Origin of the sequence: Leisingera sp. NJS204 (assembly GCF_004123675.1) — a bacterium.
Classification (GTDB): domain Bacteria; phylum Pseudomonadota; class Alphaproteobacteria; order Rhodobacterales; family Rhodobacteraceae; genus Leisingera.
Window position 1 is genome coordinate 123859 of the sequence record NZ_CP035418.1, and the last position, 12169, is coordinate 136027.

General features: G+C 62.7%; 11 protein-coding genes. 5 read left to right on the forward strand and 6 right to left on the reverse strand.

Annotated elements, in window-relative coordinates; genetic code table 11:
* Window positions 1-31: 31 nt before the first annotated feature.
* Genes hutI through hutU form a run of 4 tightly spaced genes read left to right on the forward strand, consistent with a single transcriptional unit; the run spans window position 32 to window position 5257 of the window.
* A complete protein-coding gene (hutI, locus tag ETW24_RS21225) occupies window positions 32-1267 on the forward strand; it encodes an imidazolonepropionase (protein WP_441328143.1) in 1236 nt (411 codons plus the stop codon).
* 5 nt (window positions 1268-1272) lie between these two features.
* Window positions 1273-2796: a histidine ammonia-lyase gene (gene hutH / locus ETW24_RS21230; RefSeq protein WP_129373119.1), complete on the forward strand. Its 1524-nt coding sequence runs from the start codon at window positions 1273-1275 to the stop codon at window positions 2794-2796.
* A complete protein-coding gene (gene hutG / locus ETW24_RS21235; protein WP_129373092.1) occupies window positions 2793-3578 on the forward strand; it encodes an N-formylglutamate deformylase in 786 nt (261 codons plus the stop codon). Before hutH ends, hutG begins: the two co-directional genes overlap by 4 nt.
* Window positions 3575-5257 (forward strand): urocanate hydratase, encoded by a 1683-nt coding sequence (gene hutU / locus ETW24_RS21240; protein WP_129373093.1) that lies wholly within the window; start codon window positions 3575-3577, stop codon window positions 5255-5257. Before hutG ends, hutU begins: the two co-directional genes overlap by 4 nt.
* Before the next feature lie 91 nt (window positions 5258-5348).
* Here the strand turns inward: hutU and ETW24_RS21245 are convergent, their stop codons facing one another.
* From ETW24_RS21245 to ugpB, 5 genes are all read right to left on the reverse strand, one after another.
* Complete coding sequence (locus ETW24_RS21245; RefSeq protein WP_205877436.1) at window positions 5349-6290, reverse strand: glycerophosphodiester phosphodiesterase family protein; 942 nt, start codon at window positions 6288-6290, stop codon at window positions 5349-5351.
* Entirely contained in the window at window positions 6290-7345 is a 1056-nt protein-coding gene (locus ETW24_RS21250) for a sn-glycerol-3-phosphate import ATP-binding protein UgpC (RefSeq protein ID WP_129373095.1), read from the reverse strand. Before ETW24_RS21250 ends, ETW24_RS21245 begins: the two co-directional genes overlap by 1 nt.
* An 11-nt stretch (window positions 7346-7356) precedes the next feature.
* Window positions 7357-8208 carry a sn-glycerol-3-phosphate ABC transporter permease UgpE gene (gene ugpE / locus ETW24_RS21255; protein WP_129373096.1) on the reverse strand — a complete coding sequence of 284 codons (852 nt, stop codon included), beginning with the start codon at window positions 8206-8208 and terminating at the stop codon, window positions 7357-7359.
* Window positions 8208-9089 (reverse strand): sn-glycerol-3-phosphate ABC transporter permease UgpA, encoded by an 882-nt coding sequence (gene ugpA, locus ETW24_RS21260; RefSeq protein WP_129373097.1) that lies wholly within the window; start codon window positions 9087-9089, stop codon window positions 8208-8210. The genes ugpE and ugpA overlap by 1 nt, the downstream gene beginning before the upstream one ends.
* A gap of 72 nt (window positions 9090-9161) precedes the next feature.
* On the reverse strand, window positions 9162-10469 hold the full coding sequence (gene ugpB, locus ETW24_RS21265) for a sn-glycerol-3-phosphate ABC transporter substrate-binding protein UgpB (RefSeq protein WP_129373098.1): 1308 nt from the start codon (window positions 10467-10469) through the stop codon (window positions 9162-9164).
* A 139-nt stretch (window positions 10470-10608) separates the two neighbouring features.
* Here ugpB and ETW24_RS21270 point away from each other — a divergent pair, with 139 nt between their 5' ends.
* Entirely contained in the window at window positions 10609-11523 is a 915-nt protein-coding gene (locus ETW24_RS21270) for a LysR substrate-binding domain-containing protein (protein WP_129373099.1), read from the forward strand.
* 3 nt (window positions 11524-11526) lie between these two features.
* On the opposite strand, the gene ETW24_RS21275 is transcribed toward ETW24_RS21270, so the two are convergent.
* Window positions 11527-12108 (reverse strand): carboxymuconolactone decarboxylase family protein, encoded by a 582-nt coding sequence (locus ETW24_RS21275; protein ID WP_129373100.1) that lies wholly within the window; start codon window positions 12106-12108, stop codon window positions 11527-11529.
* Window positions 12109-12169: the final 61 nt, after the last annotated feature.

Sequence of the window (12169 nt, forward strand, 5' to 3'; positions counted from 1 at the left end):
TAATCGCCTAACTCCGTAGTTTATTGCCGAAATGGCAGTAAAGGGACTTAGGGATTCTGTGACTGGGGAATTTGTTCTGACAGGCGCGCGTCTGGCCACCATGGCCGGGACGGAGGCGCCTTACGGGCTGATCGAGGACGGCGCGGTTGCGGTCTCCGGCGGCAGGATTGTCTGGGCCGGTCCGCGGCAAAAATTGTCAGCTGACAATTTTTCCTGGGAACAGGTTGATCTGGGCGGACGGCTGGTGACACCGGGGCTGATTGACTGCCATACCCATATCGTCTTTGGCGGCAACCGGGCGATGGAGTTTGAGATGCGCCTGAATGGTGCGTCTTATGAGGAAGTCGCTAGGGCAGGGGGCGGCATCGTCTCCACCGTATCCGCGACCCGCACCGCATCGCTTGGGGATCTGGTGCAGGGCGCGCTGCCGCGTCTGGATGCGTTGATCGCCGAGGGCGCGACTGTGGTGGAGGTGAAATCCGGCTATGGGCTGGACCGCGAAACCGAACTGAACATGCTGCGCGCCGCCCGTCGTCTGGGCGAACTGCGCCCGGTGACCGTGAAAACCACCTTCCTTGGCGCGCATGCCACGCCCGGCGAATACAAAGGCCGCGATGATGCCTATATAGACGATGTCTGCATTCCCGCCTTGCGTGCGGCCCATGCCGAGGGGCTGGTGGATGCGGTTGATGGCTTCTGCGAGAACATCGCCTTTGCGCCCGCGCAGATCGAGCGGGTGTTCAAGGTGGCACGGGAGCTGGGCCTTCCAGTAAAACTGCACGCCGAACAGCTGAGCCATCAGGGTGGCACGGCGTTGGCCGCGCAATACGGTGCGTTGTCAGTCGATCACGTGGAATACGCCACCGAGGACGACGCCAAGGCGATGGCCGCCGCGGGTTCCGTCGCGGTGATCCTGCCCGGTGCGTTTTACACCATACGCGAAACCCAGGTGCCGCCGATTGAGCATTTCCGCAGCCATGGCGTGCCGATGGCGCTGGCGACCGACTGCAACCCCGGCTCCTCGCCGCTGACCTCGCTGCTGCTGACAATGAACATGGGCTGCACCCTGTTCCGCATGACGCCGGAGGAGGCGCTGGCAGGCGTCACACGCAATGCAGCACGTGCGCTGGGGCTGAGTGACCTGGGCCAAATCGCCGCCGGAATGCGCGCCGATCTGGCGGTCTGGGACGTGGAAACGCCCGGTGAGCTGGCCTACCGCATCGGCTTCAACCCCCTTCACACCCGTATCTATGAGGGCACCCAATGATCGAGATGATTCAGATGGTTCCGGGCACAGTAACCCTGTCCACGCTGGAAGATATCTACCGCAACCTGACCCCGGCCAAGCTGGACGCCTCTGCCCGCGAACCGGTGGAGGCTGCTGCGCAGATGGTGGCGGATGCCGCCGCGGGCGAGGATGCCGTCTATGGCATCAACACCGGCTTCGGCAAGCTCGCCTCAACCAAGATCGCACCGGAAGACACCGCCACCCTGCAGCGCAACCTGATCCTGTCGCATTGCTGCGGGGTAGGGGAGGCACTGCCGGAGGACAAGACCCGGCTGATGATGACGCTGAAACTGCTGTCCATGGGGCGTGGTGCCTCGGGCGTGCGCTGGCTGGTGATTGATCAGATCGAACAGATGCTGGCGCATGGCGTGGTGCCGGTGATCCCGTCACAGGGCTCGGTCGGCGCATCGGGCGATTTGGCGCCGCTGGCGCATATGGCGGCGGCGATGATCGGGGCAGGGGAGGCTATCTATGACGGCACCCGCATGTCCAGCGCGGATGCGCTGAAAAAGGCCGGGTTAGAGCCTATTGTGCTCGGCCCCAAGGAAGGTCTGGGGCTGATCAACGGCACGCAATTCTCGACCGCCTGCGCATTGGCCGGGCTGTTTGATGCCTGGCGTCTGGCCGAGGCCTCGATGACCATCGCATCGCTGACGACGGACGCCATCATGGGCTCCACCGCGCCGCTGGTAGCTGACATTCACTCCTTGCGCGGTCATGCCGGCCAGATCGACGTGGCGCGCGAGATGCGCGGCATCATGGACGGCTCGGAAATCCGCGAAAGCCACCGCGAGGATGATACCCGGGTTCAGGATCCCTATTGCATCCGCTGCCAGCCGCAGGTGGTAGGCGCTGCGCTTGACGTGCTGCGGATGGCTGCCAGGACGCTGGAGATCGAGGCCAATGCCGTCACTGATAATCCGCTGGTGCTGGTGAACGAAGGCCGCATCGTCTCGGGCGGCAACTTCCACGCAGAATATGTCGGCTTTGCCGCCGATCAGATCGCGCTGGCCGTGGCCGAAATCGGTGCTATCGCGCAGCGCCGGGTGGCCTTGATGGTGGACCCGACCCTCAGCCACGACCTGCCGCCGTTCCTGACGCCTGATCCGGGCCTGAACTCCGGCTTCATGATTGCCGAGGTGACCACCGCCGCTTTGATGAGCGAAAACAAACACTTGGCCAATCCTTGCGTGACCGACTCGACGCCGACCTCGGCCAACCAGGAGGACCATGTGTCGATGGCCGCCCACGGCGCGCTGCGGCTGGCGCGGATGAATGCCAACCTGTCGGTGATCCTGGGCGTTGAAATGCTCTGCGCCGCGCAAGGGGTGGAGGCACGGGCGCCGCTCAAGACTTCAGCGCGCCTGCAGGACGTTCTGGCGATGCTGCGCAGCGACATCCCTGCGCTGGCCGAGGACCGTTATCTGGCACCGGATATTGAATCCGCCAGCGCCATGGTCCGCGCGGGCCGGGTTGCGGAAGCTGCCGGTGTAAAGGTGACAGCATGATCGAAGTGACCCAAGGCGCCTCGCCGCTGGTGCTGGGCTTGCCCCACACCGGCACCGATGTGCCGCCGGAAATCCGGGACTGTCTGAACGACACCGGTAGGGCGCTGGCCGACACAGACTGGCATATCCACGACCTGTATTCCGGGCTGGGGGAGGACATCACTACTGTCCGCACGCCGATCCACCGCTATGTGATCGACGTGAACCGCGATCCCGCGGGTATCAGTCTCTATCCCGGGCAAAACACCACCACTCTGGTGCCGCTCACGGATTTCGACGGGCTGCCGATCTGGCAGGAGGGCAAGGAGCCGGATGAGGCGGAAATCGCCCGCCGCCGCGATGCCTATCATGCGCCTTATCACACCGCGCTGATGGCGGAGCTGCAGCGGGTGAAGGCCATTCATGGCTTTGCCATCCTCTATGACTGCCACTCGATCCGCGGCGACATTCCGTTCCTGTTCGAAGACCGCCTGCCGGATTTCAACACTGGCACCAACATGGGCGAAACCTGCGATGCGTCCATCGAGGCGCTGACCGTCGCCCATTGCGAGGCGGCGGAGGGCTATACCTCGACCCTCAACGGCCGTTTCAAGGGCGGCTGGACCACCCGCCATTACGGGCGGCCCGCGGATGGGTTTCACGCGATCCAGATGGAACTGGCGCAGGCGACCTACTGCCAGGAAAGCCCCCCCTGGACTTACCTGCCGGAGCGCGCGGACCGCTTGCGCGTCCATCTCACCAATATCCTGACTGATCTCAAAAACTGGAGGCCCTCGGCATGAGCGATCCCCGCAAGAACACCCGCGACATCTTCCCGCCCACCGGTTCGGAAATCACCGCCAAGTCCTGGATGACCGAGGCGCCGATGCGGATGATGATGAACAACCTGCATCCCGATGTGGCCGAAAACCCGCATGAGCTGGTGGTTTACGGCGGCATCGGCCGCGCCGCGCGCACCTGGCAGGATTTCGACCTGATCGTCGAGACCCTGAAAAACCTGGAGGAAGACCAGACCCTGATGGTGCAGTCGGGCAAGCCGGTTGGCGTGTTCCAGACCCACAAGGACGCGCCGCGGGTGCTGATCGCCAACTCCAACCTGGTGCCGCATTGGGCCAACTGGGACCACTTCAACGAGCTCGATAAGAAGGGCCTGATGATGTACGGCCAGATGACGGCCGGTTCGTGGATCTATATCGGCACCCAAGGGATCGTGCAGGGCACCTATGAAACCTTTGCCGAGGCCGGCCGCCAGCATTTCGGCGGCGATCTGACCGGCAAGTGGATCCTGACCGGCGGCCTGGGCGGCATGGGCGGCGCGCAGCCTTTGGCGGCGGTATTCGCCGGGGCATCCTGCTTGGCGGTGGAGTGCAACCCCGACAGCATCGACTTCCGCCTGCGCACCAAATACCTGGACGAAAAGGCTGAAACCCTGGACGAGGCGCTGGCGATGATCGAGCGCTGGACCGCCGCGGGCGAGGCGAAATCCGTGGGCCTCTTGGGCAACGCGGCAGAGATTTTCCCGGAACTGGTGAAGCGCGCCGAAGCAGGCGGCATCCGCCCCGACATCGTGACCGACCAGACCTCGGCGCATGATCCGGTCAACGGCTACCTGCCGCTGGGCTGGACCATGGGCGAGTGGAAAGAGCGCCGCGAGAGCGACAAGAAAGCGGTGGAAAAGGCTGCGCGTGCCTCGATGAAGGTTCAGGTCAAGGCGATGTGCGATTTCCACGCCATGGGCGTGCCCACCGTGGATTATGGCAACAATATCCGCCAGATGGCGCTGGAGGAGGGGCTGGAGAATGCCTTTGACTTCCCTGGCTTTGTGCCTGCCTATATCCGCCCGCTGTTCTGCCGCGGCATCGGTCCGTTCCGCTGGGCAGCACTTTCGGGCGATCCGGAGGATATCCGCAAAACCGACGCCAAGATGAAAGAACTGTTCCCCGAGAACGAGGGCCTGCACCGCTGGCTGGACATGGCGCAGGAACGGATTGCATTCCAGGGCCTGCCCGCGCGGATTTGCTGGATCGGCCTGGGTGATCGCCACAAGGCCGGCCTCGCGTTCAATGAAATGGTCCGCACGGGTGAGCTGTCGGCGCCGGTGGTTATTGGCCGTGACCATCTGGATAGCGGCTCGGTGGCGTCGCCCAACCGCGAAACGGAATCGATGCTGGATGGCTCGGACGCGGTGTCCGACTGGCCGCTGCTGAATGCGCTGCTGAACACCGCTTCGGGTGCGACCTGGGTGTCGCTGCACCATGGTGGCGGGGTTGGCATGGGCTTTTCGCAGCATTCCGGCGTGGTGATCTGCTGCGACGGTTCCGAGGATGCCGGCCGCCGCATCGGCCGCGTGCTGTGGAACGACCCGGCCACCGGCGTCATGCGCCATGCGGATGCAGGATATGAGATTGCCAAGGACTGCGCGCGCGAGCATGGGCTGAACTTGCCCGGTATTATGGGGTGACGCTCCGGGTAAATAGAGGCTGAAATCCGGCGCGGGTTTCAGCCGTAAAGAACTGATTTTTGGCCGTTTCCCTCAAAGGGAAACGGCTTTTTTACTTGGTGTGCCAGTGCAGGCCTTGCATCAGCAGCTGCCGCTGCACCCGCCCTGGGTAGTCTGTGCAGATCGCATCCACGCCGAGGGTTATCATCCGTTCGATGTCCTGCGGTTCATTCACTGTCCAGACAACCGTCACCAACCCCAGATCGCGGGCGCGGGCCAGCGACCCTGCCGTGATGTCCAGGAGATAGGGGCACCAGAACCGCCCCCCGGCCGCGGCAACGCGATCCGGCAGGTCCAGCACGGTGCAGCCCGCCACAGGGTTCACCGCCTTGGAGGAATCCTCGCCTGCATCGGCGGCATTCTGTGGCAGTTGGGTCAGGAAGGAGGCAGGCATTTCCGGCGCAATCCGCTGGCAGAGGGCCAGCAGATCCCAGTCGAAACTGTGCAGCACGGTGCGGGGCTGCATCCCGGCGGCGCGGACGTCTGAAACGACGGCCTTAACCAGCGCCTGGCGCGCGGCGGTGTCACCCAGCAGGTCGGGGTCGGATTTGATTTCCAACAGCAGATGCACACCCAGATGCTGCGGCTGTTGCAGCAGCGCCAGCAGGTCGGCAAGGCGGGGAATGCGCAGGCCGGTCAGGAAGGCCTGATCCGGGAACCGGCGGCCATAGGCGGTGGCGCCATCCAGCCCGCCCACATCATAGCGCTGCAATTCGGCGTAGCTGAGGGCAGAAACTTTGGGTTCCGCGCCTTGCAGCCAATTGCCGTTCCCATCTCGGACCATCGACCGGGTCAGATGGTGGTTGTGGGTGATCACCGCGACGCCGTCGCGGGTGGCGGTGACGTCCAGCTCCAACAGCTCCACCCCGGTTTTCAGGGTGAATTCAAAGCCTTCCATAGTGTTCTCCGGCAGCACGCCGCGGGCGCCGCGGTGGCCGATCAGCCGGATCACCCCGGGCGTGCCGGTAAATGCAGGGATCTGCGGGAAGGCCATCAGTCCTCCAGACGCTTGCCGGAGGCGGTATCGAACAAATGTGTCAGCGCGGGCGTGGCCGAGAAGCGGCGGATGCTGCCGATGCTGTCGTTGGCGTGGCCCGGAACGCTGGCGGTCAGGGTGTGTTCGGTGCCTTGCAGATGCCCGTGGATCAGGGTGTTGGCACCCAGCTGCTCCAGCAGGTCCACCTCCAGCGCGATGGGGCCTGCGGGGTCGTCCGTAAGGTGTTCGGGGCGCAGCCCAAGGGTAACGGCGCCGTGGCTGCGGGAAGACACGGCCAGCACCGCCCCATCGGGCAGGGTGGCACGGCCGGCGTTCAGATCAGCAGGCAGGAAGTTCATCGCCGGGCTGCCGATAAAGCCCGCCACAAACACCGAAGCCGGATGGTCATACAGCTCAATCGGGGTGCCGAACTGCTCCACATAGCCGCCGTTCAGCACCATCAGCCGGTCGCCCAGTGTCATCGCCTCGACCTGATCGTGGGTCACATAGATCGAGGTCACCCCCAGCCGTTGCTGCAGCTTGCGGATTTCCAGCCGCATCTGCACCCGCAACTTGGCATCAAGGTTGGAAAGCGGCTCGTCAAACAGGAACACCTGCGGATCGCGCACGATGGCGCGGCCCATGGCGACCCGCTGGCGCTGGCCGCCCGACAGTTGCCGCGGTTTGCGGTCAAGGTACTGCCTGATCTCCAGGATCTCGGCGGCTTCCTCAACCCGGCGGTTGATCTCTTCTTTCGGCAGTTTGCGGATTTTCAGCCCGTAAGCCATGTTCTGGCGCACCGACATATGCGGGTACAGCGCGTAGTTCTGGAACACCATGGCGATATCGCGCGCCGAGGGTTCCAGCTCATTCACCCGGCGCCCGCCGATGGAAATTTCGCCGGAGGTCACGCTTTCCAGCCCCGCCACCATCCGCAAGAGCGTGGACTTGCCGCAGCCGGAGGGGCCGACGATGACGATGAATTCGCCATCGTTGATGTCGCCTTCGACATGGTGCAGCACCTCGGTCGGCCCGTAGGATTTCACCAGGTCTTTGAGTTGAATATCAGCCATTTCGGGGCGCCTTACTTATCGGTTTCCGTCAAGCCCTGCACAAAGAGCTTTTGCATTGCGATGACCACAAACACCGGCGGGATCATCGCCAGAAGGGCCGTGGTCATGATGATGTTCCATTGCGGGCTTTGCTCGGCCGCCTCCAGCATCTGCTTGATCGACATCACGATGGTGGTCATCGAGGTGTCGGTGGTGATCAACAGCGGCCAGAGGTACTGGTTCCAGCCGAAGATGAAGAGGATCACAAACAGCGCCGCGATATTGGTGCGCGACAAGGGCAGCAGAATGTCAAAGAAGAACCTGAGCGGCCCGGCGCCGTCGATACGGGCGCTTTCCAGCAGCTCATCCGGCACTGTCAGGAACACCTGGCGGAACATGAATGTTGCGGTGGCCGAGGCGATCAGCGGGATCGACAAACCCCAGTAACTGTTCAGCAGTCCCAGGTTCGCGACCACCTCGAACGTGGGCAGGATCCGCACTTCGACCGGCAGCATCAGGGTGATGAAGATCATCCAGAAAAACCCCATGCGGAACGGGAATTTGAAATAGACGATGGCAAAGGCCGACAGCAGCGAGATGGCGATCTTGCCGGTGGAGATCATCAGAGCCATCGCCAGGGAGTTCAGCAGCATCAGCCAGACCGGCGCGGTCTCTGTCCCGCTGAGGCCGGATCCGAACAGGGTCTGCTTCATGTTCTCAAGGAAGTAATTCCCCGGCCACAGCGGCAGCGGCGCCTGGTTCATGCGCAGCTGGTCATGGGTGGAGGCGACAAAGGTGATCCACACCGGCAGGGCAATCGCCAGAACGCCAAGCACCAGCACCAGATGGGTCAGGAAAGTGACCAGGGGGCGGTTTTCAACCATCAGTATGCCACCTTTCTTTCAACAAAGCGGAACTGGACCACGGTCATCGCAATCACCAGCACCATCAGCACCACCGACTGCGCCGCCGAGCCGCCAAGGTCGAGGCCGACAAAGCCGTCGTTGAACACCTTGTAGACCAGGATGGTGGTGGAGGTGCCGGGGCCGCCCTGGGTGACGGCGTGGATGATGCCGAAGGTCTCGAAAAAGGCGTAGACCATGTTGATGACCAGCAGGAAAAATGTGGTGGGCGAGATCAGCGGAAAGATGATGGTCCAGAACCGGCGTGCGGGGCCTGCACCGTCGATTGCGGCGGCCTCGATCACGGAATTCGGGATGGATTGCATGGCAGCAAGGTAGAACAGGAAATTATAGGCGACCTGCTTCCACGCCGCGGCCAGGATCACCAGGGCCATCGCCTGGGTGCCGTTCAGGTAGTGGTTCCAGGTGATGCCCGCGAATTCCAGGAAATAGGGGAAGATGCCAAGGGTCGGGTTGAACATGAACACCCACAGCGCCCCGGCCAGAACCGGCGCCACCGCATAGGGCCAGATCAGCAGGGTGCGGTAGAACATCGCGCCGCGCACCACCCGCTGGGCAAAGCCCGCCAGCAAGAGCGCCACGCCCATCGACAGCCCCGCCACCAGCAATGAGAACACCGCGGTGCGCTGGAAACTGGCCAGGTAATGACTGTCCGACCACAGGATTTCGAAGTTTTCGAACCAGACAAATTCGGTGCCAAGGCCAAAGGCGTCTTCGATCAGGAAAGACTGGTACATCGCCTGGCTGGCGGGCCAGATGAAGAACACCAGCGTGATGAGGATTTGCGGTGCGACCAGCAGGTAAGGCAGCGCCGAGGTTGGGAAGTGCACCCGTTTGAGCATGAATGGCCCCAGTCAGGAAAGCGGCCCTGCCGCCCCGGGAAAAGGGCGGCAGGGACAGGTCATCAGGATCGGTTAGGACGGGTTGGCGGTGCGCTCGAACCGGCGCAGCAGGTCGTTGCCGCGCGACACCGCTGCATCCAGCGCGTCCTGTGCGGTTTTCTCGCCGCCCCACAGGGCTTCCAGCTCTTCGTTGATCACGTCGCGGACCTGAACAAAGTTGCCATAGCGCAGGCCGCGGCTGTTGGCCGTGGGGGTGTTCAGGCTCAGCTGTTTGATCGCGGTATCGGTGCCGGGGTTGCTGTCATAGAACCCCTGTTCCTTGGACAGCTCATAGGCGGCGGTGGTGATCGGCACATAGCCGGTCTCCTGGTGCCACCAGGACTGCACCTCGGGTGAGGACAGATAGGTCAGGAACTTGGCGGTGCCTTTGTATTCCGCCTCGTCATGGCCCTCGAGCACCCACAGGGTGGCGCCGCCGATGATCGAGTTCTGCGGCGCGTCTGCCACGTTGGTGTCCAGAGGCAGCATGGCCTGGCCGAATTCGAACTTGGCCTGCGAGGAAATCGAGCCGTAATAGGCCGAGGAGTTCATCCACATGCCGCATTCGCCGTTGGTGAACATCGGCAGGCTGTCGCCGCGGCGGCCGCCGTAGACAAACAACCCGTCTTTGCCCATCGAGGCGACATCATCCAGCCGCGCGGCCACTTGCGCGTTGTTGAAGGTCAGCTCGGTGTCGAACCCGGCAAAGCCGTTTTCCTTGGTGCCGGTAGGCAGGTTGTGCCAGGCCGAGAAGTTCTCGATCATCACCCAGGACTGCCAGCCAAAAGACACACCGCATTTCATGCCGTTATCAACCAGCTTCTGCGAGGCGGTCTTGACCTCGTCCCAGGTGGCGGGCACTGCGGCGCCGGCTGCGTCCAGCGCGTCCTTGTTGTACCACAGGACAGGGGTGGAGCTGTTGAAGGGCATCGACAGCAGCTCGCCCTCGGGCGTCTCATAGTAGGACACCACGGCAGGCAGGAAGGCGTCGCCGTCAAACGGCTCGCCTGCGTCGTTCATCAGCTTTTCAACCGGGTAGATGGCGCCTTTGGCGGCCATCATGGTGGCGGTGCCGACCTCGAAGACCTGCACAATCTGCGGGTGTTCCTTGGCGCGGAAGGCCGCAATCGCCGCGGTCATGGTTTCGGTGTAGTTGCCCTTGTAGACGGGCACCACCTTGTAATCGGACTGGGTGGCGTTGAAGTCTTCGGCGATTTTGTTGACGCGTTCGCCGTTGGTGCCGCCCATGGCGTGCCACCACTGAATTTCGGTTTCTGCAAATGCGGTGCTGCCAGCAACGGCCAGAACGGCCGAGGCGCAGAGCAAGGATTTGATCGGCATGAGCTTCTCTCCCAAGGTTGGCTATGGCGATAGCTTTTGTCTGGCGGGAAAGATAATTCAAGCAAAAGTTTTTTGACAAAAAACATAACATGATGTTATGCGGTGGCGTGTCAATCTTCCTGTGAAAGCGGCTAACCCCTTGAAATTTAAACTCCGCCAGCTTGAGGCATTTCAGGCCGTTGCCCGTACAGGCTCTGTTACCCGCGCCGCTGAGAGCCTCGGGATTTCCCAGCCGGCGGCCAGCCGTCTGCTGTCTGATTTTTCAAAAACAGTGGCGGTGGATCTGTTCACCCGCAAGGACGGGCTGCTGATTCCCACCTCTGAGGCGCGCTATCTGCTGTCCGAGGTGGGCCGGGTGTTCGACAGTCTGAACCACCTGGAGGAACTCAACCGGGACTTGACCGAGCGCACCGCCGGCCATCTGCGCATCGCCTGTCTGCCGGGCTTTGCCACGGCGCTGCTGCCCAAGCTGCTGGCCGGATTTCTGGAGCACCGCCCCGGCGTGCGGCTGACGCTGGAACCGGACCGGCCCGAGCGGATTTTGGAATGGATCATCGGCGAGCAGTATGACTGCGGCATCACCGACGGGTTTGCCGCCCATCCGGCGGTGGAAAACATCGACATCCCCGTCCGTACCGTCTGTGTGCTGCCGCAGAATGATCCGCTGGCAGAACAGGATGTTATCACGCCGCGTGATCTGCAGCACCGCAAGATCATCCACACCCGCCGCGACAGCCCGTTTTTCCGCAAGCTGCACAAATCCTTTTCCGAAGCGGGGGTGGAATTGAACAGCTGGATCGAGGTGCGCCAGTTCTCCACCGCCTGCATCATGGTCGGCCAGGGGCAGGGGGCGTCCGTGGTCAGCGCCCTGGATGCCGAACAGTTCCGCGGCCAGGGCATTGCCATCGTGCCCTTCGCACCCGAGCTGCATCACCGGCTGTCGATCCTGCGGCCGGTGTCGGGCAGCCGGTCGCTGCTGGCGCTGGACTTTCTGGACGCCTTTACCAACAGCCTGGCGCCATTCCGCGCCGATCTGGAACCGGCGCGGGGCTGAACGCTATTCGTCACCCTTGTAATAGCCGATCACATCGTTTTCCGTCGTGGCGCCAAGTCCGTTCAGCAAGCGGTTCGAGTAGTTGAAGTAAGCGCAGACCTGGTTCACCTCCAGGATCTCGCCATCGTCGCAGCCCGCGATCTTGAGCACCTCAAAATCCGATTTCACCATCTTGCCCGCATCGGTGGTCAGCTTGCCGGCATAACGCAGCAGGGCCAGGTCCTTGCCCTGAAACGCATCCTCGGGGCGGTGCGCCTTAAGCGCTGTGAAAATCCGGTCGCTGCGCGGCTGGTCCTTCAGCAGGTTGCGCACGTTCATGAAATGATGGGTCAGCGAATAGCTGCAGTCGTTCAGGATCGAGGTGTAGCTGGCAATCACTTCCAGGAACCAGAACGGCAGTTTGTTGTCCTTGGAATGCAGCACCGAGCGGTAGAGCGTCACATGGCCGTTCATCGTCTCGGGGCGCAGTGAATGTACCCGCATCACCGTGTCGACGGTGCCATGCGGCGTGCGCGCGTTGTCCAGCAATTCCTTAAGCCGACCTGCGGCCTTTTCGTCCGGGATCATCTCAATCCATGCGCTCATATGCTTTCTCCGCGGTTTCCGGGGGCAGGATAGGGGAAGGGGCGCCCTGAATGACAGTAGA